Below are 20,715 nucleotides of genomic sequence, written 5' to 3' on the forward strand. Positions count from 1 at the left end.
CTCGCCCGCTCGTGCGATCCTCGTCGGGTCGGACGAGGAGAAGGGTGCGCGATGACGTTCGTCAAGATGTGTGGGTTGCGGGACGAGGCGACGGTGGATCTCGCCGTCGAACTGGGCGTCGACGCGGTCGGTTTCGTGTTCGCAGACAGTCCTCGGCAGGTGTCCGCGGACCGTGGGAGGCAGCTGCGCTCGAGGGTTCCGGACGGTGTTCTGGCGGTGGGGGTGTACGTGCGGATGTCCCTCGACGAGATCGTTGCGACTGCCCGGACCGCGAACCTCGATCACGTCCAGGTGCACGACCTGCGCTCCGCGGACGACGTGCGCCGGCTGCACGAGGCAGGACTGACGGTGATCCGCGCGGTCAACACCGGCGGCGCCGAGATGCTCTCGGAGGACTTCGGAGCCGACCTGCTCCTCGTCGACGGCGCCGTCGCCGGGGCCGGGGAGACGTGGGATTGGCGGGACCGCGACGCTCTGCCGTCCGGCCGGTGGATTCTGGCGGGTGGTCTGGATCCGGACAACGTGGTGACGGCGATCGGTACGTCCGGCGCGTGGGGTGTCGACGTCTCCAGTGGCATCGAATCGAGCCGGGGTGTGAAGGATCCGGCGCGGATGAGGGCGTTCGCGGAGGCCGTGCGGCGCGCCGACACCCGGTGATCCGCCGGGCGTGAGGATCGGGCGTGTCAGTGGTGTGCGGCGGCGTTCTTCTTCCGCCTCGGTATCAGGTGCATGATCAGGACGACGATCGCTCCCACGAGGAGGCCCACCAGAGCCGACACCACGGTTCCGGCGGTCCAGGACAGGACCCCGCCGACACCACCGTGCACGAGCTCACCGAACCAGTGCTCGAGGTCGTGGAGGCGGTCGGCAGGCCAATGGAATCCGGCTTCGCCGACATTGACGATCAGGATGTGGCCGCCCACCCACAGCATCGCGGCGATCCCGACCACGGTGAGCACGGTCATCAATCTGGGCATCGTGGTCACGAGACCCCGCCCCACGCGCCGGACGAAGGACGACTTACGTTGCGCAAGAGACAGTCCCACATCGTCCATCTTCACGATCAGTGCCACCACCCCGTACACCAGGATGGTGATGAGGATCGCGACGACGACGAGTACGGCCAGGCGGGTGAAGAAGGGTTCGTCCTCCACGGACGACAGTGAGATCACCATGATCTCGGCGGACAGGATCAGATCGGTGCGGATCGCACCGCCGACCATCGCCTTCTCGAATTCGGGACCCTTCTGCGCCGCGGTGGCTTCCTCTTCGTGGTGGCCTCCGGTCAGGGCTTCGTAGACCTTCTCCGCGCCCTCGTAGCAGAGGAACAGGCCGCCGGCGATGAGCAGATAGGGCAGCGCCTGAGGGAGGAACTGACTCAGGAGCATCGCGACGGGCAGGATGATGAGGAGCTTGTTGCGGATCGATCCGATCGCGATCTTGCGGATGATCGGCAGTTCGCGTTCGGGTGAGAAGCCGTGCACATAGCGCGGGGTGACGGCCGTGTCGTCGACGACCACGCCTGCTGCCTTGATGCTGGCCTTGCCTGCCGCTGCCCCGATGTCGTCTATCGATGCCGCAGCTGCTTTCGCAAGTACCGCGACGTCGTCCAGCAGGGCGACGAGACCACCAGCCACGGGAACCTCCCCAGTTCGGCAGTGCCGAGAGACCGGCACGCGTTTTCGCGAGCCGACTCGAACGCTACCGAATCCGGACGACTCCGTGCTTCACCGCGCAGATCCTTCCGTGGGCGGGTCGGCTCGACGCGGCAGAACTGCGGGTACCCAGAGGACACGGTCGCCGAACCGGCGGAACTGCTTCACGAGGTGGTCGGCGACACCTGCCGGAGGGGAACGTGGCCGGGTGCCGATTTCGCCAGCCGGGCGGCGATGACGGCGCACACGAGCAACTGCATCTGGTGGAACAGCATCAGGGGCAGCACGATGAGCCCGATCGGTTGCCCGGGGAAGAGGACGATCGCCATGGGTAATCCGGTGGCGAGGGACTTCGTCGAGCCGCAGAACAGGATCGCGACACGGTCCTCGTAGCCGAAACGCAGACCCCGGGACGAATACCAGGTCAGTGCGAGCACGACGGCGAGCAGCAGGGCACACACGCCCACCAGTGCGGCAAGGCGGCCGAGGGAGATCATCGACCAGATGCCCTCGTTCATGCCACGGCTGAACGCCACGTAGACGACCAGCATGATGGAGCCGCGGTCCACGAGCTTGAGTGGTTTTCCGTGCGCCTTGACCCATGCGCCGATCCAGCGTCGAAGAAGCTGCCCGAGGACGAACGGCACGAGCAGCATGAGCACGATGTCGACGACCGCGGATGCGCTGAAGGTGACGCCTCGAGTGGTCATGGTGAGCGCGACCAGCAGCGGGGTGGCGACGATACCGATGAGGCTCGACGCGCTCGCGGAGACGATGGCCCCCGGGATGTTGCCCCGTGCGACGGAGACGAGCGCGATCGCCGACTGCACGGTTGACGGCAGCAGGCACAGATAGAGCACACCGAGATAGAGCGGATCGGTGAGGACGGACGGCACGAGGACCTTCGCCGCAAGGCCGAGCAGGGGGAAGACGACGAAGGTCGTCGCGAGGATGGTCAGGTGCAGACGCCAGTGCTTGAGACCCTCGACGGCCTCCTGGGTGGACAGCCGAGCGCCGTACAGGAAGAACAACAGTCCGATGGCGATCTTCGCGGCCCAGTTCGCACCCTCGAGCACGACCCCGTCCGCCGGGAGGAGGGCGGCGACGAGCACGGTCAGGAGGATGGCGAGCAGGAACGGGTCGAGTCGTCCGAGCATCGGGATCTTGGAGAGCACGAATCGACCGTACGACAGCGGCAGACCATTGCAGAAGGCGGTAACCGCGTTTTCTGTCATCACGATCCGTGATTACAGTGTGGGTGTGTTCGATCCGGTCCACCTGCGCAGCTTCCTCGCCGTCGAGCGCGAGCGCGGATTCACCGCCGCCGCCGAGCGGCTCGGTCTGCGGCAGTCGACCGTCAGTCAGCACGTCGCCCGCCTCGAGAAGGAGATCGGGCGCCGCCTCTTCGTGCGGGACACCCACAACGTCGAGCTGACGGCGGACGGCGCCGACATGGTCGCCTTCGCCCGGGAGATCCTCGACCGGCACGATGCGGCCCGCAGGCACTTCTCGGAGTCGTCGCTGAGCGGGCGGTTGCGGTTCGGGGTGTCGGAGGATCTCGTGCTCTACGAGCTGCCGTCGATCCTGGCCGAGTTCCGGCGCAGTCACCCCCGCATCGATCTCGAGTTGACCGTCGACCTCAGTGAAGGTCTGCAACGCCGGCTCGACGACAACGAACTCGACCTGGTGTTCGGCAAGCGCCGACCGGGAAGCCGGCACGGTGAGGTGATCTTCCGTGAACGGCTCGTCTTCCTCGCCGCCCCGGACTACGTCCTCGACCCCGGCGAACCGACCCCGTTGGTGGCCTATCCGTCGCCGGCGCTCACCCGCGACATCGCCCTCGAGGTCCTCCAGCGCAGCGGCAGGGGTGTCCGTGTGGCATGCACGACCGACAGTCTCAACGGCCTGCGGGCGGCGGCGCTCGCCGGTCTCGGTGTGGTCCTGCACGCCGAGCGGCTTCCCCCGCCGGGCCTCGTGCCGGTACGTGATCCTCAGCGTGTGCTTCCCGAGGCCGGTGACATCGAGTTCGTGCTCGTCGCGCGCCGCTCGGTGCTGAGCGGGCCGGAAGAGGCTCTGCGGGCCGCCATCCTTGCCAACGCCGATCGTGTGCGCGTGTGACGGTGTCCCGGACGGGTATTCCTGTGCCACGCCCGCTGGGGGCGGAAGTGCTCACGCCGCAGGAGGAACCGTGTCCACAGACGCGATCGTGTTGCTGAAGGAAGATCACAAGGAGATCAAGAAGCTCTTCCGCGATTTCGGGAAAGCCGAGGGCGAGAAGGAGAAGGGCCGGATCGTGGACCGGATCATCGAGGCCCTCACCGTGCACACCTATCTCGAGAACGAATGCATGTACCCCGAAGTGCGTTCCCTGCTCCCGGATCTCGAATCCGACATCCTCGAATCCTACGAGGAGCACCACGTCGCCGATGTGCTCGTCATGGAGCTGTCCGGAATGTCGCCGGACGCCGAGCGTTTCGACGCGAAGACGACCGTTCTCATCGAGAACGTCGAGCACCACATCGAGGAGGAGGAAGAAGAGTGGTTCCCCAAGGTGCGGGAGGCGCTCGGCCGGAAGCAATTGCAGGACATCGGCGCGCGGATGCTGGAGATGAAGAAGAAGGCGCCGCGGTCACCCGCGCAGCCGTCCGCACTGAAGAAGACGATCGATGCGGTGATCAGCTGACGGGGCGCTGAGGCCGGGCGAGGGAGGCGCCTCGCCCGGCCCGGCTCGCCCGATAGGCGTCCCGGCGGGTGCCGGTGAGCCATGCCGGCCACGGATCGACAAATCCGGGACAGTGGACGGTGGGATCGAAGGACGGTTGATTCGAATTCTGCTCGGGGCGTTCGGATTCCAGTGTCAGCACCCCGGCCGGCTCCAGCGGGCCGCGGGCGGCGCCCACCAGGAGCGAGAACTGCATCGGAACATCGAGTGCCTCCACCGACGTCGTCGATGACGAATGCAGCCCCCGCGGAACGGCGGTGATCCATCGTGGAGTGCGGTCGGTCTCGGTCCGATAGGCCATGAGCGTGCTGTACCTGGCGCTCGACCACGAGCGGGCCGGCAACAGGACCGCTCGGCCGGGAAGGTAGGCGGACGCGAGCAGGACATCCCACGGGCAGGGCTCGAGAGGAAAGCGCAGAGCCAGCCCCAGCACGTCCGGTAATCCGCCGGGGGTGCCGATTCCCCGCGACAGCCGGGCGAGAACCGGAGTCCGGCGGGGTATCTGCCGGGGCCACCAGGCCGAGTCGAGGTCGGCGACACCCTCGTAGAGCGCGCCGCGCGGGTGGAAGACCCGGGCTCCGCGCAGGGCGGAGCCGGCTCGGAACGGCGCAGACAGCACCGAGGACAGGGCGGTCATGCGGACGGCGTACCCGTCCTGCTGCCGGTTCAATCGTCCCTCCCGCTTCGTCCGCGGGCACGACCTGTTTCGGCCAGGATGGGATACATGCGTTCACCATTGCCGGACTATCTGACCGAAGTCCTCGACGGATGTGCCGATACCTCCGGTGCGGTCGCGGACTATATCCCGGGACTGGCGGGAGTCGATCCGGACCGGTTCGCCATCTCGCTGCTGACCGCCGACGGGACGAGCTATTCGGTGGGGGATGACGAGACCGAATTCACGATCCAGTCCGTCTCGAAACCCTTCGTGTACGGTCTCGCGCTGCAGGAGAGAGGTTTCGAGAAGGTGCTCGACGTCATCGATGTCGAGCCTTCCGGTGAGGCCTTCAACGAGGTGTCGCTCGAGCGTAATACCGGGCGTCCGCTCAACCCCATGATCAATGCCGGTGCGCTCGCCGCACACGCACTGGTGCTGAACGGCCGGCGGTCCGAGCAGGCGGTGGAATCGATCCGTTCCCTCCTGTCGTCACTGGCCGGTCGCGAACTCGTCGTCGACGAGGAGGTCGCTGCTTCCGAGCTCGAGAACTCATATCGAAACGTGGCCATCGCCAACCTTCTTCGCGGATACGAAGTGTTCGAGGACGATCCCGACGAGATCGTCGAGGGTTACATCCGGCAGTGTTCGGTGACGGTCACCACGAAGGATCTCGCGATGATGGCCGCGACCCTTGCGACGGGCGGGATCCAGCCCGTGACCGGTGAACAGATCTTCTCGCGCGATGTGGTGCGGCAGGTGCTGTCGGTCATGGCGACCTGCGGAATGTACGACGCGGCGGGGGACTGGCTCTCCACCGTGGGTATCCCGGCGAAGAGTGGCGTGTCGGGCGGAATCATAGGAATCCTGCCCGGTCAGCTGGGCATCGCCGCCTACTCGCCTCGACTGGACGAGCACGGCACCAGCGTGCAGGGCGTCGCCGCGTTCGGACGGCTGTCCCGGGACATGAATCTGCACCTGATGGACGCGCCGATGCTCGCGCATTCGGTGTTGCGCCGGCGACGTGTGGTGGGCGAAGGTGACGCTGCCCTCACGATTCTGGAGTTGCAGGGCGACCTCAACTTCACCAATTCCGAGGGGATCATCAGGGCGGTCGTCGACGAACCGGTGGAGACGAAGCGTCTCGCTCTCGATCTGTCTCTCGTGCGCGCGATCCTGTCCGTCGGCCGCCGCATGCTGCTCGAGATGATCGGCAGGCTGCATCTCGACGGAACGGAAGTGATCGTCATCGATCCCGACGAGCGATTGCCCGACCCGGATGCGGGCTACGGCTTCCGCCCCCGCGTGTACGGCTCGCTGGAGGACGTCGAGGAATCGCAACCGGATGCGGGCGCGCAGACGGAACCGGAGAGAGGACATTCGGCACGAAAGTGACTCGCGGGACAGCTGTGAAGCCTCGCAGAAGGTGGGCTGGCATTCTCGCCCGGCACTGGGCTACGGTGTCCTGCGGTGTGCCGGAGGCTGGTCGGCGAAACATGGTCGTACCGAAGAAAGAAGATCCACTCATGCCGTTCACCTGTGAGTCCCTCGTCGTCCCCGGAGTCGTCCGGGTAGGAGGGTGATGGCGTTGCTCACACGCTCGCCGTATCGCTGTCCCGGAGATGACAGCGTCATCCATCACGCGTGTGCAGGGCTGCTGACCTTCTGGCAGCGCCCTGTCGAGGAGCACGTCGCTCGCACATCGCTGGGAGAGACGTACGTCCTCACCACCGGTCCTGCGACTGCACCTCCGATCGTGGTGCTCGCCGGCGGCGACCTTCCCGCCGCGGGCCTGCGTCTGCTCGCGGACGGGTTCGGCGACCGGCACCGGGTGGTGCTGGTCGACGTCCCGGGTCTTCCCGGTGGGAGCGCGGGGGGCCGGCCCGACACGCGCGTCCATTCCGTCTACGGGCACTGGCTCCTCGAGGTGCTCGATGCGCTCGGCGTCGAGCGGGTCCCGGTGATCGGCCTGGGCTGGTCGGCCTCGGTGGCGGCCGCCGTGGAGGACGTGGACCGGGTGGAGAAACTGGTGATCGCCGCGCCGCTGGGCCTCGTGCCGCGCGTCCGGTGGCATCGCGCCCTCGTCCCCGGGTTGCAGTGGCGCAACGAGCCCAATCTCGAGAACACGGAACGGTACCTTCGTGCGTTGGCCGGGAGCGGCTACGAGCCCGACGAGCAGACCTTGCGCTGGTTCTGCCGGGTAGGTGCCTACTGCACGTCACTGACGAACATGCCCAGGATCGACCGGGCCGCGCTGCGACGCTGGCGTGGCCACCCGGTCGAGGTGATCGTGGGAGATCGCGACCCACTCGTGCAGGTGGACGCCCTGCGCAAACTTGCCCACGACATCGAGGCGCGTTTCGTCACGGTTCCCCGGGCAGGTCATCTTCTGGCGGCCGAGGTGCCGGCGCTGCTCGCGTCCACGGCCGTCCCGGAGAGCTGAGATACGAGAGGAAAGCGGCGGGTACCGGGCTGCCCCCGACGGGCTTCGCATCCAGTCCGGCACCGCCACTCCCGGTCACCGTCCCCGTCGACACCCGAGCGGTCGAATACCCCCGACAGGGTTCCCTCAACCCTCGAATATCACAGTTTGGTCACGGTGACGGGTACGACGGTACCACTCGCCCGCACAGCCGGTGCAGACGAACGGATCGGCGCGTCATGCCGCCGCAGCGGCCCAGTCCACGACCACAGATCTCGCGCCGATGTACTCCAGCAGATCACGAACGGGACCGCCGAGGCGGAGCTGGCGGTCGATCTCGCGTTCGTCGAGGTCGTCGTCCTCGGTCCCGACGAGGATCCCGTTCGTCACGCTCCGGGCAGCGAAGAGGACGAGGGTCTCCTCCGCCACCGCCCGGACCGGCACGTCGTTCTCACCCACCACCGCGCCGACCGTCACGGCGACGTAGTCCTTGTCGTCCTCGGCGTCGTGGAAGGTGATCAGCCTGCCGTGCAGGAGAGACTCGGGCAGGATCCGGTCGAGTGTCACCCCCGAGGGAGCACGGTCGTCGGATCGGATGTCCGGCTCGATCGTGGAGGTCGAGTACAAGGGCACTCGCCGAGACGTCCAGCCGAAGTAGATATCGCGTTGCGCATACATCGCACCTGCGCCTCCTCGATGGGAATCCGTCTCCTCCGTAGTGTGCGCCCGGCCACCGACACGTTCCGGGGGCCGGACGCAGGGTCGCGTGCGGTCTACTGCTGTGCCGCCCGTACGCCCGGGGAGACCACCAGACGCCCGAGAACCGAGAAGATCGCAAGCACCAGCAGCGAGCAGATCGCCGCGAGGGCCGCACCCCCCACGACCAGGGCGTAATCACTCCGCGCAAGGCCGTCCACGATGGGCCTTCCCACTCCGCCGAAGCTCACCGCCGCCGCGATCGTGGCGGTCGCGACGATCTGTACCGCCGCGGTGCGCAACCCGACGAGCACGAGCGGCAGCGCAACGGGCAGTTGCGCCCGCATCAGGATCTGCCACGAGGTCATCCCCATTCCCCGGGCGGCGTCCGTCAACGCCGGGTCCACCCCCCGGATCCCCTCGTACGAGTTCAGGAGGATCGGAGGAACGGCGAGCGCCACCAGTGGCACCAGCACCGGGACCAGCCCGATCCCGTACAACACCACCAGCAGCACGAGCAGTCCGTAGGTGGGGAGTGCACGCGCGGAATTCGCCGTGAGCGACACCAGCACACCACCTCGGCCGGTGTGCCCGGTCCACAAGCCGCCAGGCAAGGCGAGGAGGGCGGCGAGTACGAACGCGAGCAGCGTGTACCCGAAGTGCTGCAGCAGGCGAGTGGGGATACCGGCAGGTCCCGACCAGTTGGCGGCGTCTCCGAAATACTCGGCGAGATGATTCAGCAGCGTCGTCACGGCCGGGCTCCCGAGGTGCGGCGCATCCACGGCGTGGCAAGACGCTGGACGAGGACCAGCACCGCGTCGACGACCAGTGCCATCACGACCGTCGCGGCGATACCGAGGACTGCCAGATCCGGCCGGTTCAACTGCACCGAAGCGGTGAACAGCGAGCCGAACGCGCCCATACCGATCAACGCCCCGACGCTCACCAAGCTGATGTTCGCGACCGTGGCGACCCTCAGTCCGGCGACGACCGCGGGGATCGCGAGCGGCAGATCCACCGTGAACAACCGCCGGGGAGTCGAGAACCCCATGGCCACCGCGGACTGACGGACGCTCTCCGGTACGGCACGCAGGCCGTCCACGACGTTGGGGACGAGTCCGGCCAGAGCGTAGACGGCCAACGGCAGGATCACCGTGGTGCGGCCGATCCCGGTGAACGCGATGAGGAGAACGAAGAAGGCGAGCGACGGAATGGAGTACAGGACACTGGAGATCGCCAGTACCGGTGGATACGCACGCGGCCACCGCACACATGCCGCTCCCAGCGGCACCGCGATCACCAAACCGAGCAGGGACGCCCCCAGTGCCATGAGGAGATGGTCTCCGAGCAACTCCCAGAACGTTCCCAGATATCCGGGAATGCGCAGGTTCACCGCGGCTTTCCCGTCCGAGCTGGGGAATCGAGGCCCGACTGCCGGCTGCTGTGCAACGAACGGGCCGCCGCTGTGATCTCCTCCCCGCTGATCACACCGATGACCCGCCCGTCCCCGTCGACGGCCACCGCGTGGCCGGAAGGGGAGAGTACGGCCGCGTCGAGCACCGCTCGCAGCGAATCATGACCGGGAACGAAAGTTCTTCCCACCGAACTCGATTCCGATCGACCGGGACCATTCGTCCACCCCAGGGGACGCTTGTCGTCGTCGACGACGAGATGCCAGCGCCCACTGTCGACGCGTTCGGCATCCCTCTGCGTGACGACGGGTTGGGTGCGCAACGGCAGGTCGGCCGACGAGAAGAACGACATGAGCCGCACGCCTCGCTCGGCACCGAGGAAACCGGCGACGAACTCGTCGGCGGGCGCGGTGAGAAGTTCCTCCGGCGTCGCATACTGCGCGAGCACACCGCCGGGCCGCAGCACCGCCACGCGGTCGCCGAGGGTGATCGCTTCGTCGATGTCGTGGGTGACGAGCACGATCGTCTTGGCCATCACCGATTGCAGGCGGAGCAGTTCCTGCTGCAGTTCCTTCCGGACCACCGGATCCACTGCGGAGAACGGCTCGTCCATCAACAGGATCGGCGGGTCGGCCGCCAGGGCCCGTGCCACACCGACACGCTGTTGCTGCCCTCCCGACAGTTGCGCCGGATAGCGCTGTGCGAGTTCCTCTCCGAGCCCGACGCGCGCGAGCACATCCATTGCGGTCGCCCTGGCCTGCTTCCGGCTCGCGCCGAGCAGGCGCGGTACGGTGGCGACGTTGTCGACCACCGTGCGGTGGGGGAACAGGCCGGCATGCTGGATCACGTATCCGATTCCGCGCCGCAGGATCCGAGGATCCTCGTCACGTATGTCGCGGCCTCCGACGAGGACGCGGCCCCTCGTGGGCTCGATCATTCGGTTGATCATGCGCAGTGATGTGGTCTTGCCGCATCCGGAAGGGCCGACGAAGACCGTGAGGGTGCCGGTGGGCACCTCGAGGGTGAGGCCGTCGACCGCGACGGTTCCGTCCGGATAACTCTTCTCGACGTCGTCGAAGGTGATCACGCGGCGCCGCTCCCGTCACCCGAGTCCGTTCTGCTGCAACCATTCCTCGGCGACGACGTCGATGTCGCGACCGTCCGTGACCACCTGTCCGACCAGTTCGACGAGAGTGTCGGTGGTGATCTTCTCCGAGACCGCGTCGATCGCCGCGATGTCCTCGTCGTCGAGGCTGGCGCGGTGGACGAGTGGGGTCACGTTCTGGGCTCCGAACACCGATTCCGGGTCCTCCAGCGCCACAAACGGTTCGGTACTCAGCGACGGGTCGGTGGTGAAGATGTTCGCGGCCTGGACGGTGCCGTCCGAGAGTGCCCGGATGGTGATGGGCCCACCCGTGTCGGTGGGTACGAACTCGCGGAATTCGACTCCGTAGACCTCCCGCAGGCCCACCACGCCCTGCTGGCGTGTCTCGAACTCCGGGGGCCCGCCGACCGCGAGTTCTCCTGCGACCGGCGCGAGATCTGCGATGGTCTTCAGGTTGTACCGCTGGGCCGTCTCCTCGGTGACGACGAGCGCGTCCTTGTTCTCGCCGGGGGCCGAGGTGAGGATCTCCAGTCCTTCCGGAAGGGATTCGGAGAGAGCGCTGTCGACTGCCTCGGTCGTGGTTGCGGTGCTTTCGGGATCGACCCGCTCGAGCAGTGCTCCGTTGTACTCGGGGACGAGAGCGATGGCACCCGAGGCGACCTGGTCGTAGTAGATCTCGCGGCTGCCGATGTTGAACTGACGGGTGACCTCGGTGCCCGTGCTCTCGAGTGCCTGCGAGTAGATCTCCGCGAGGAGGACGTTCTCCGGGAAGTTCGCCGAGCCGACGACGACCGTGCCGGCGCCCGCGCCGTCGGCGGCGAGGGGATCGTCGTCTCCTCCACCGGAACACCCGGCGAGGACGGCGGCGGAGGCGACGAGGAGTGCGGTGGTGTGTGCGAAACGTTTCACGGGTTGCTCCCTCGGAGACGGCACGGTCGGCCCGTCGACTCTATCCCGCGGAGTGCCCGATGCGCCGGATATGACGCACGAGAGATCTGCCGGAGACAGTGCGGAGCGGAGGGATTCGCGGTGTCAGTGTCCTGTGCCGCGGGGGACCCATCGTTCGTGCAGTTGACCGCGCCGGACACCGGGGCTCGTGCCGGGTGACGCCAGAGCGTGAGCGGGCGCCGGCACAGGTGCGGGATAGCGGTTTCCGATGTCCGGCTGGGCCCCGGAAACCGGGTCGGCGGGGTAGTGCTCGCTGTGCTCCGAGGGTGGGTCGGGCAGGCGACGCGGTCGATCGATCCGGTACGGATCCTCGTGGTTCCTGCCCGTCCCCTTCAGCAGACTCGTCGGCAGATAGATGCTCGCGGTGATGCCGGCGTTGGTGGACGAGTCGAAGGTGGGACGCAACCGCACGGTGATGCCGTGACGGTCGGCGAGGCGGGCCACCACGAACAGGCCCATTCGACGTGCCGCGCCGGATCCGGCCTCGCTGTCGGATCCGAGTCGCATGTTGATGTCTGCGAGTTCGTCTGCGGGAATACCGATCCCGCGGTCGGCGATCTCCAGCAGGAGGCCGCCGTCCACCGCGCGGGAGAAGGCGAACGCCACCGTGCTGTCGGGCGGTGAAGCGCGCAGCGCGTTGTCGAGGAGCTCGGCGACCATGTGGACGACGTCGGTGACGGCACTACCGACCAGATTGCCTTCCGGGGCATTGCCGATGTTCACGCGCTGGTAGTTCTCGACCTGCGAGACGGCGGCGCGGAGGACGTCGACGAGCGGTGTGTCGGGGACCCGGCCGAGGCGCTGACGAGTGCCGGCGAGGACGAGCAGCGAGTCACCCGTACGACGCATGCGGGCGGCGAGGTGATCGAGCGCGAACAGATTCTGGAGACGGGTGGGATCGCGTTCCTCGTGTTCGAGCGAATCGATCAGGGCGAGTTGCTGTTCCACCAGGGTCTTGTTGCGACGCGCGAGGGTCTCGAGCATCTCGTTGACCTGCCGCCGCAGTTGGGCTTGTTCACCTGCGAGACGCAGGGCGCCCTCGTTCATGCTGTCGACGGCGCGGGCGACCTCGCCGATCTCCTCACGGGTGTGCACCCGCACCGGGGACAACTGCACGGTGTCGATCTCGGCGCCGTCCTTGATCGCGGCGAGAGCGGCGGGAAGATCCTCTTCGGCTGCACGCAGAGTGTCGTTGCGCAGGCGGCGCAACGGCTTGACCAGCGATGCTGCGATCATGATCGCGAGTCCGAGGGCGAGGGCGAGCACCACGGCCACACCGATACCGTTCTTGAGCGCTTCGCTGCGGGCTTCGCCCGCGAGATCGTCGAGGACGCCCACGGCGCGAGTCGCGGAACCGGCGACCTCTTCCTGGTAGATCATGAGGCTCTCGAAGAGCGAGCCCTGCAGGGCGCGGACGTCGCCACCCGCGTTGCCGAGTTCGGCGGTGAGACTGCGGCGTTTCTCGAGCATGCCGATGAGAGCGTCTACCTTGCTCGCGTCGGCGGCAGAATTCTCGGCGAATGTGTCGCGGAGAACGGTGAGCTTGGCGGCCTCGACGCCGAGGGCGTTGTTCCACATCAGCAATGCGCCGTCGGTGTCGGCGCTCAGGGCGGAGAAGGCGAGGACCTGGTCGAGCAGCGTCCACTGCGTGGCCCACAGGTCGAGAAGCGTGGCGCTCTCGTTCAGGACGCTGGGATTGTCGCTGGTGGTCGTGATGGCGCGGTAGGCGGCCTGGGCACGGGTGACGAATCCGTCGGCGCGTTCGCTGGCCACGGTCGGGGCGAGCGTTCCGGACGACGCACTGGCGAGCAGACTCTCGCCCTCGGCGAGCATGCGGTTGATCTGTGCGGCGATTTTCGGATCGAGGTCCTTGTCCTCCATCTGGCTCGTCAGGGTCGCCGCGGCTTCGCGTGCGATCTGGGCGCCGTTGTCGACCGGCAGCGACAGGATCGTCGCGGCCGCGGCACCCGAGACACCGGTGGCGTACTCGGCGAGAGTGGGCAGGATGGAGACGTTCTCGGCCGCGGCACTGTAGGCGCGGTTCTCCTGGAACAGGTCGTAGACGCGCAGTGAGCCGTACAGGGTGGCGGCCACGATGGGAACGGCGACGACCACGGTCATCTTGCGCCACAGGCGCCAGTTCTCCGGCGTGTGCTGCCGGATCTGTTGTACGAGACTCACGTCTTTCGCCCCCGAACTCCTCTGCATGCCTGAGTCGGCGGCCGGGCCGAAGCAGGATCTCGGCAAGTGAGAATTTCGCCATCGAAATTCGGGCCAGGGCGAATCACGGTTCGCTGCCGTCAGGACGTGGGCCAGACTAGGTACTCATTCGTCATGCTCACAAGATCGGGATGCAAGTCCGATAGCTGGTATACGACCTTGCGTATACATCGCGGCTGTGCGTTACGATGCCGCCGGAATTTCCCGTTCCGCCGGGTTTCGATGTCAGGGGGACGAATGGATCTGCGACGGGTCGATCTCAACCTGCTCGTGGTGCTCGATGTCCTGCTCGCAGAACGCAACGTCACCCGTGCGGCCCAGCGACTGAACATGTCCCAGCCGGCCACCAGCACGGCTCTGGCCCGCCTGCGCAAACAGTTCGACGATCCGCTGCTCGTCAAGAGCGGGCGCGTACTGCGCCCGACGGCGCGAGCCCAAGCGCTCGTCGAGCCGCTCCGAGAAGTGCTGCGCACACTCGAACGGTCGGTGCTCACCGCACCCGGCTTCGACCCGGCGACCGACGCACGCACCTTCACCCTCATGACCGGCGATTACGCCGAGGTCACCCTGCTGCGTCTGCTGGTCCGGGGAGCTACACCGGCCAACATCCGTTTCGACCTGCAGCCGTTGAATGCAGCAGGTCTCGATGCCTTCCGGCGCTTCGAGATCGACCTCGCGGTGCTCCCGGAACACTTCCTCGACTCACCCGAATTCGCGACCTGCCGTCGGCAGATCCTGCTGTCCGACAGGTTCGTCGGAGCGGTCTGGTCGGGGCATCCGTACACCGGCACGAAACTCACCCGGGAAGTGCTCGCGCGCTACCCCCTGCTGTCCTACGTGCGGTACTCCGACGACACGAACCTCGGCCGTGCGTTGCTGCGGGCCGGGGTGGTGGCCCGGATCGGCGCGACCACCGGCAATGTCGCGGTCCTGCCGTATGCCCTGGAGAACACCCGCATGGTCACCCTCCTACCCGAACAGATGGCCCACCACATCGCCGAGACGGCCTCCCTGCGGATACTCGAGCCCACCTTCGCGTTGCCGCCTCTGCGCGAATTCGCCGTCTGGCACGCCGAACGCGATGCCGATCCGGCGCACGCGTGGCTCCGGGCGCAACTCGATCCGATCGGGCGTGGACGCGTCTCGGTACACGCCGTCTGAGCCCGGCCTGCACCCGATCGAGCACTGCGGCCGGCCCGTCCACCGGGGCCGGCCGCAGTGCTCGGAATTCCGTCGGGGTCCGCAGTCCGATCAGCGTCCCGATCGGCGCTGCAGGACGATCGCGATGACGACGACGAGCAGCGCAATCGCTCCCACCGGCGCCATCCGCGCGGCGACCGACCCCCGCGCGTACTGCATGAGATCGAGCGGTTCGGCCTCGGGCTGCGGAGACTGCCCCGGAGAGGGGGTCGCCGACGGTACCGGCGCTGTGGCCGGTGTCGGCGGTGCCGGGGACGGGACTGGAGGGCTCGGGGGCATCGATTCGTTGGGACGCGGCTCGGCGGATTCGTCCTTTTCGGTGGGCTCTCCGGTGCCGGGACCGACGAATGCCCCGCCGGCCTGCTCGGCTCCGGTGGCCGTCGCGGTGAGCGGAGTGCTCGCCGGAATCGACTCGTTGGGCTGCGATTCGGCAGCCTCCGCCGTCGCTGCCGCAGCGGCTCCGGTCTCGGAATCGGGACCGAGCTTCGTCGACAGGCAACTCGCGAACTCCTCGAGAATCCTGCCGCCGACATCGGAGATCATGCCTCGCCCGAACTGGGCCGGCTTGCCCGTGATCTTCATGTCGGTGTTCACCGTGCCGTCGGTTCGGTTCCCGTCGCCACGGAGGGTGACGGTGACCGTTGCAGCCACCGTCCCGTTACCGCGCGTGTCTTTCGCATTGGCCTCGATCACCGCCCTGCGGGCACCCTCGTCCTTCTCGACGTACACGCCGGTGCCCTTGAACGTGAGAGCCACCGGTCCGAGCTTCACTTTGACGGTCCCGGTGAACGAATCGCCGTCGACCCCCGTGAGCGTGGCGCCCGGCATGCACGGTGCGACCTTCTCCGGGTTCAGCAGGGCGGTCCACACCTCGTCGACCGGTGCGGGAACGGACAGTGAGTGTTCGAGTTGCATGGGTTCCTTTCCGAACAAGTGGTTCCGGGGCCGGTGGACATTCCGTGCCGGCGACCTAGACCCCGGTCGCGGCCGTGACGGCTCGACGGGTGAGTACCCGCGCGAGATGGCTCCGATACTCGGCGTCCGCATTTCCGTCCGTCATGGGCGCCGTGCCCTCCGCGGCATGTTCGGCGGCAGCGCGGATCGTCTCGGCCGTCGCCGGTCTGCCGACGAGCGATTCCTCCACACTGCGCGCCCGGACGGGGGCCGCCGACATGTTGGTCAGCGCGATCTTCGCTCGTTCGATGTGTCCCCCCGACGTCTCGAGTGTCGCGGCGACACCGACGATCGACCACTGCTGGGCCGCGCGATGGAATTTCTCGTACCGGGCAGCCCAGCCCGTGTGTTTCGGGACCCGCACCTCGACGAGGATCTCCCCGGGTTCGACGGCGGTCGTGAAGTAGTCCTGGAAGAAGTCGTCCGTCGCGACGGTGCGTAGACCGGAGGGCCCCGCGACGATGAAGCTCGCCCCGAGCGCCACCGCGGGTGCGGCGAGATCCCCGGACGGGTCGGCGTGCACCAGCGACCCGCCGAACGTACCGCGGTGCCGGATCTGCGGGTCGGCCACCGTCGCCGTCGCTTCGGCGAGCAGTCGTGCGTGCTGCGCGACGAGCGGATCGTGCAACACCTCGTGGTGCGTGGTGGTCGCGCCGATCACGAGCGCGTCGCCGTCGTCGCGGATCCCTCGGAGTTCGGGGATCCGGCCGAGGTCGACGAGCACGGTCGGCGCGGCCATCCGCAATCGCAGGACGGGCATGAGGCTCTGCCCGCCGGCGATGACCTTCGCGTCCTCACCCGCCTCCGTCAGCGCGGCGACGGCTTCGTCGACGCTCGAGGGTGCGACGTACTCGAACGGGGCCGGAATCATTTCGTGCCTCCTCGGGCATTCTGGGCGTCGCGGAGCGCGTGCCAGATCCGCATCGGTGTGCAGGGCATCTCGACGTCGGTGACGCCGAACTGCCGTACCGCGTCGAGCACGGCGTTGACCACGGCCGGCGTCGACGCGATGGTTCCCGCCTCACCGACTCCCTTGACGCCGAGCGGATTCCCCGGTGCCGGCGTGTCGGTGCGGTCGGTGACGAAGGGCGGCAGATCGACGGCCGTCGGCAGCAGATATTCGGCGAACGACGAGCTCAGCAGCGTGCCGGATTCGTCGTGCACCGCCTCCTCGTAGAGCGCCTGGGCGATGCCCTGGGCGAGACCGCCGTGCACCTGCCCCTCGACGATGAGCGGGTTCACGACGTGCCCGACGTCGTCGACGCAGACGTACTTGCGGATGCGCGCGTGGCCCGTCTCCGTATCGATCTCGATCGCGCACAGATGGGTGCCGTGCGGGAACGAGAAGTTGTCGGGATCGTAGGTCGCCTCGGAATCGAGATTCGGTTCGATGCCCTCGGGCAGGTCGTGGGCGGCGAAGACCGCGAGTGCGACGTCGGTGAGGCCGACGGACTTCGCCGTCCCCTTGACGCGGAACTGCCCGGCCTCGAAATCGAGATCGTCCTCGGAACATTCGAGTAGGTGCGCGGCGATCGGGCGCGCCTTGGCGACCACCTTCTCGGCGGCCTTGACCACGGCGATGCCGCCCACCGCGAGCGATCGGGAGCCGTAGGTGTCGAGGCCGCGCGGTGAACTCTGCGTGTCACCGTGCAGGATCTCGATGTCGTCGAAGGGAATTCCGAGCCGGTCGGCCACGATCTGACTCCACGCCGTCTCGTGGCCCTGGCCGTGGGCGGACGAGCCGGTGACGACCTCGACCTTGCCGGTCGGAAGCATGCGGACCGCCGCATGCTCCCACCCGCCGGCGCCGTAGGACAAGGACCCGAGTACCCGGGAGGGGGCCAGACCGCACATCTCCGTGAACGTCGAGACACCGATCCCGAGCTGGACCGGGTCGTGGCGTTCGCGTCGCTCGGCCTGCTCGCGGCGCAGAGCGTCGTAGTCGAACAGTTCCCGGGCCTTGGCGGTGGCGGCCTCGTAGTTCCCCGAGTCGTAGGTCAGACCCGCGACGGTGTCGAAGGGGAACTCCTCGTGCCTGATCCAGTTCTTCTCCCGGATCTCGAGGGGATCCATCGACAGTTCCACGGCGAGCTCGTCCATGATGCGTTCGATCGCGAAGGTGGCCTCGGGCCGTCCGGCACCGCGATAGGCGTCGGTGGGCACCTTGTTGGTGAACACATTGGTGCACGAGAAGTGATAGGAGCCGAACTTGTAGATGCCGTTGAACATGAACGCACCGAGGATCGGCACGCCCGGCGTGACCAGACGTAGATAGGCGCCCATGTCGGCGAGCAGTTCGACCTTCAGCCCGGTGACGGTGCCGTCGCGGCGCGCGGCGAGGGTGAGCTTCTGGACCTGATCACGGCCGTGATGTGCGGCGAGCATCGACTCGCTGCGCGTCTCGGTGTACTTGACGGGCTTGTGGAGCCGGCGCGCGATGAGCAGGGTGAGCACTTCCTCGGGAGTGACCTGGAGCTTGCCACCGAATCCGCCACCGACGTCGGGGGCGATCACGCGCAGTTTGTGCTCGGGGAGACCCAGCGTCATCGCCAGCATCAGTTTCAGCACGTGCGGTACCTGGGTCGCCGACCACATGGTGATCTGTGAGGCGGTGGGATCGACGACCACCGACCGCGGCTCCATGAAAGCGGGGATGAGTCGTTGTTGCCGGAAGGTCCGCTCGACGACGACCTCCGCGTCCCGGATCGCATCCTCGACGTTCCCGCCGCTGCCCGCCTCGGCGGAGTCGAAGACCCAGGTCGCGCTGACGTTGGTTCCGAGATCGGGGTGGACGAGTTCGCCGTCCCGGGCCGCGGCCTCGAGGTCGAGCACGACCGGCAGGTCCTCGTAGTCGACGTCGATCGCGTCGAGTGCATCGTGGGCCTCGTACGGACTGCGGGCCACGACCACCGCGACGGCTTCGCCTGCGAACCGCACGGTGTCGACCGCGAGAGCGGGCGCGTTCGGCGTCTTCATGTCCTCGGTGATGGGCCAGGCGCACGGCAGGCTGCCCTGCTCCTCGGCGAGATCTGCGCCCGTGTAGACGGCGACGACACCCGGCATGGTCCGTGCCTCGGATACGTCGAGGCCGGTGATGCGGGCGTGAGCGACCGGGCTGCGCAGGATCGCGGCGTGCACCATGCCGGGGAGCACGATGTTGTCGGTCCAGCGGGTTCGGCCGGTGATGAGGTGTTCGTCTTCCTTGCGGCGTCGTGCCCGGCCGAGTTCGGAATCGCCGGCGCGCGCGTCGGTGGCCGGATCCGCGGTGCTCGTCATCGTGCGACCTCCTCGGTGACTGCGGAGTCCTCGCGCAGTCGCTGTGCGGCATCCCGTGCGGCTGCCACGATGTTCTGATATCCGGTGCAGCGGCACAGATTTCCTTCGAGTCCGTGTCGTACGTCCTCGTCGCTCGGGTCGGGATTCTCGGAGAGCAGGTCGATGGTGGCCATGATCATCCCGGGGGTGCAGAAGCCGCACTGCAAGGCGTGCTTCTCGCGGAAGGCCTCCTGGACCGGATGCAGGACGCCGTCCACGGCGAGACCTTCGACGGTGGTGACGGAACGGCCGTCGGCCTGGACGGCGAGCACCGAGCACGATTTGACGCTGCGGTCGTCGAGCAGCACGGTGCAGGCCCCGCAGTTGCTGGTGTCGCAGCCGACCACCGTGCCCACTCTGCCGAGCCGATCCCTGAGGTAGTGCACGAGTAGCAGCCGTGGTTCCACGTCGTCGGTGTACTGCGTTCCGTCGACGGTGACAGTGATGCGCATCGGTCCTCCAAGTGCCTCACATGGCGCAGTGATACAGATCACTGACACTCTGCTGCATATCGCGCGTAGAAAAGACCCGAATCGACGAAATCGCGTCGGCGGCCCCGAACCGGTCGAACGCGGCACGTGAGTACGAGAGGAACCGGATGGCCCGGCTGGAGAACAAGGTCGCATTCATCACCGGTGTCGCGCGAGGTCAAGGGCGTGCTCATGCGGTCCGGCTGGCGCGGGAGGGTGCGCAGATCGTCGGCCTCGACCTCGCGGCTCCGCTGCCCGGCGTCCCCTACGATTCGGCCACCGTCGAGGACCTCGACGAGACGCGCAGGCTCGTGGAGGCCGAAGGGGCGAAAGCGCATCTGGTGCAGTGCGATGTGCGCGATCTCGAAGGGACGAAGAACGTCCTCGAGGAGGGGGCCGCACAGTTCGGCGGTCTCGACGTGGTGGTCGCGAACGCGGGCATCTGCATTCCGCAGACGTGGGACGAGATCACACCCGAGAGCTTCCGCGACACTCTCGACATCAACGTCACGGGTGTGTGGAACACGATCACCGCTGCCGCCCCGCACCTGATCGCCCGGGGAGGCGGTTCGATCGTCGTCACCAGCTCGCTCGCCGGTGCGAAGCTGCAGCCCTTCATGGTCCACTACACGACCAGCAAGCACGCTCTGGTTGGAATGGCACGGGCGTTCGCCGCGGAACTCGGACAGCACGACATCCGGGTCAACAGCATCCACCCGGGCGCGGTGAACACTCCCATGGGGTCCGGTTCGATGCGCGAGCGGATCGCGCAGACCGCGGAGAGCAACCCGCGGCTCGCCGGGATGACGACGCCCTTCCTGAACCAGTTCGCGGCCGAAGCGGACGAGATCGCGAACATGGTCGCCTTCCTGGCATCCGACGAGTCGGCCTTCGTCACCGCACAGAGTTTCGCGATCGACGGGGGCGCTCAGTACTTCTGA

At 67.4% G+C, this 20,715-nt stretch carries 20 protein-coding genes; 7 read left to right on the forward strand and 13 right to left on the reverse strand.

The genetic code is table 11. The annotated features are described in order from the left end of the window. Positions 1–51 precede the first annotated feature (51 nt). Positions 52–657 carry a phosphoribosylanthranilate isomerase gene (locus MOM01_RS01675; protein ID WP_241383644.1) on the forward strand — a complete coding sequence of 202 codons (606 nt, stop codon included), beginning with the start codon at positions 52–54 and terminating at the stop codon, positions 655–657. A 26-nt stretch (positions 658–683) separates the two neighbouring features. On the opposite strand, the gene MOM01_RS01680 is transcribed toward MOM01_RS01675, so the two are convergent. Next, on the reverse strand, positions 684–1,637 hold the full coding sequence (locus MOM01_RS01680) for a DUF808 domain-containing protein (protein WP_241383645.1): 954 nt from the start codon (positions 1,635–1,637) through the stop codon (positions 684–686). Between the two features lie 182 nt (positions 1,638–1,819). After that, a complete protein-coding gene (locus MOM01_RS01685; protein WP_241383646.1) occupies positions 1,820–2,830 on the reverse strand; it encodes a bile acid:sodium symporter family protein in 1,011 nt (336 codons plus the stop codon). 85 nt (positions 2,831–2,915) lie between these two features. Between MOM01_RS01685 and MOM01_RS01690 the strand changes: the two genes are divergently transcribed. Together MOM01_RS01690 and MOM01_RS01695 are read left to right on the forward strand one after the other, a co-directional pair. Beyond that, a complete protein-coding gene (locus tag MOM01_RS01690) occupies positions 2,916–3,773 on the forward strand; it encodes a LysR family transcriptional regulator (RefSeq protein WP_241383647.1) in 858 nt (285 codons plus the stop codon). Positions 3,774–3,843: 70 nt separating this feature from the next. Continuing rightward, the gene (locus MOM01_RS01695; RefSeq protein ID WP_241383648.1) at positions 3,844–4,338 is read left to right on the forward strand and encodes a hemerythrin domain-containing protein; all 495 of its coding nucleotides are present in this window, start codon (positions 3,844–3,846) and stop codon (positions 4,336–4,338) included. Here MOM01_RS01695 and MOM01_RS01700 read toward each other — a convergent pair. Beyond that, positions 4,331–5,014 carry a phosphodiesterase gene (locus MOM01_RS01700; protein WP_241384031.1) on the reverse strand — a complete coding sequence of 228 codons (684 nt, stop codon included), beginning with the start codon at positions 5,012–5,014 and terminating at the stop codon, positions 4,331–4,333. The two genes, MOM01_RS01695 and MOM01_RS01700, sit on opposite strands and share 8 nt — an antisense overlap. An 87-nt stretch (positions 5,015–5,101) precedes the next feature. On the opposite strand from MOM01_RS01700, the gene MOM01_RS01705 reads away from it, so the two are divergent. Beyond that, positions 5,102–6,427 (forward strand): glutaminase, encoded by a 1,326-nt coding sequence (locus MOM01_RS01705; protein ID WP_241383649.1) that lies wholly within the window; start codon positions 5,102–5,104, stop codon positions 6,425–6,427. A gap of 187 nt (positions 6,428–6,614) precedes the next feature. Continuing rightward, positions 6,615–7,475: an alpha/beta fold hydrolase gene (locus tag MOM01_RS01710; RefSeq protein ID WP_241383650.1), complete on the forward strand. Its 861-nt coding sequence runs from the start codon at positions 6,615–6,617 to the stop codon at positions 7,473–7,475. Between the two features lie 216 nt (positions 7,476–7,691). Here the strand turns inward: MOM01_RS01710 and MOM01_RS01715 are convergent, their stop codons facing one another. The 6 genes from MOM01_RS01715 to MOM01_RS01740 form a co-directional block, all read right to left on the reverse strand. After that, positions 7,692–8,132 carry a hypothetical protein gene (locus tag MOM01_RS01715; RefSeq protein WP_241383651.1) on the reverse strand — a complete coding sequence of 147 codons (441 nt, stop codon included), beginning with the start codon at positions 8,130–8,132 and terminating at the stop codon, positions 7,692–7,694. Positions 8,133–8,227: 95 nt separating this feature from the next. Continuing rightward, complete coding sequence (locus MOM01_RS01720; RefSeq protein WP_241383652.1) at positions 8,228–8,902, reverse strand: ABC transporter permease; 675 nt, start codon at positions 8,900–8,902, stop codon at positions 8,228–8,230. Next, complete coding sequence (locus tag MOM01_RS01725) at positions 8,899–9,543, reverse strand: ABC transporter permease (RefSeq protein ID WP_241383653.1); 645 nt, start codon at positions 9,541–9,543, stop codon at positions 8,899–8,901. The genes MOM01_RS01720 and MOM01_RS01725 overlap by 4 nt, the downstream gene beginning before the upstream one ends. Next, positions 9,540–10,649 (reverse strand): ABC transporter ATP-binding protein, encoded by a 1,110-nt coding sequence (locus tag MOM01_RS01730; protein WP_241383654.1) that lies wholly within the window; start codon positions 10,647–10,649, stop codon positions 9,540–9,542. The genes MOM01_RS01725 and MOM01_RS01730 overlap by 4 nt, the downstream gene beginning before the upstream one ends. Positions 10,650–10,664: 15 nt before the next feature. Next, the gene (locus MOM01_RS01735) at positions 10,665–11,576 is read right to left on the reverse strand and encodes an ABC transporter substrate-binding protein (RefSeq protein ID WP_241383655.1); all 912 of its coding nucleotides are present in this window, start codon (positions 11,574–11,576) and stop codon (positions 10,665–10,667) included. A 123-nt stretch (positions 11,577–11,699) separates the two neighbouring features. Continuing rightward, positions 11,700–13,796: a sensor histidine kinase gene (locus MOM01_RS01740; RefSeq protein WP_241383656.1), complete on the reverse strand. Its 2,097-nt coding sequence runs from the start codon at positions 13,794–13,796 to the stop codon at positions 11,700–11,702. A gap of 276 nt (positions 13,797–14,072) precedes the next feature. On the opposite strand from MOM01_RS01740, the gene MOM01_RS01745 reads away from it, so the two are divergent. Next, complete coding sequence (locus MOM01_RS01745; protein WP_241383657.1) at positions 14,073–14,996, forward strand: LysR family transcriptional regulator; 924 nt, start codon at positions 14,073–14,075, stop codon at positions 14,994–14,996. 90 nt (positions 14,997–15,086) lie between these two features. Here the strand turns inward: MOM01_RS01745 and MOM01_RS22995 are convergent, their stop codons facing one another. Genes MOM01_RS22995 through MOM01_RS01765 form a run of 4 tightly spaced genes read right to left on the reverse strand, consistent with a single transcriptional unit; the run spans position 15,087 to position 19,756 of the window. After that, positions 15,087–15,950, reverse strand: a complete 864-nt coding sequence (locus MOM01_RS22995) for an SRPBCC family protein (protein ID WP_277609080.1) — start codon at positions 15,948–15,950, stop codon at positions 15,087–15,089. A 55-nt stretch (positions 15,951–16,005) separates the two neighbouring features. Next, positions 16,006–16,860, reverse strand: a complete 855-nt coding sequence (locus MOM01_RS01755) for an FAD binding domain-containing protein (protein WP_241383658.1) — start codon at positions 16,858–16,860, stop codon at positions 16,006–16,008. Continuing rightward, complete coding sequence (locus MOM01_RS01760) at positions 16,857–19,265, reverse strand: xanthine dehydrogenase family protein molybdopterin-binding subunit (RefSeq protein WP_241383659.1); 2,409 nt, start codon at positions 19,263–19,265, stop codon at positions 16,857–16,859. The genes MOM01_RS01755 and MOM01_RS01760 overlap by 4 nt, the downstream gene beginning before the upstream one ends. Continuing rightward, complete coding sequence (locus MOM01_RS01765) at positions 19,262–19,756, reverse strand: (2Fe-2S)-binding protein (protein ID WP_241383660.1); 495 nt, start codon at positions 19,754–19,756, stop codon at positions 19,262–19,264. The genes MOM01_RS01760 and MOM01_RS01765 overlap by 4 nt, the downstream gene beginning before the upstream one ends. Before the next feature lie 146 nt (positions 19,757–19,902). On the opposite strand from MOM01_RS01765, the gene MOM01_RS01770 reads away from it, so the two are divergent. Continuing rightward, positions 19,903–20,715 carry a mycofactocin-coupled SDR family oxidoreductase gene (locus MOM01_RS01770; protein ID WP_241383661.1) on the forward strand — a complete coding sequence of 271 codons (813 nt, stop codon included), beginning with the start codon at positions 19,903–19,905 and terminating at the stop codon, positions 20,713–20,715.

The organism is Rhodococcus sp. CH91 (genome assembly GCF_022554085.1).
GTDB lineage: Bacteria > Actinomycetota > Actinomycetes > Mycobacteriales > Mycobacteriaceae > Rhodococcus.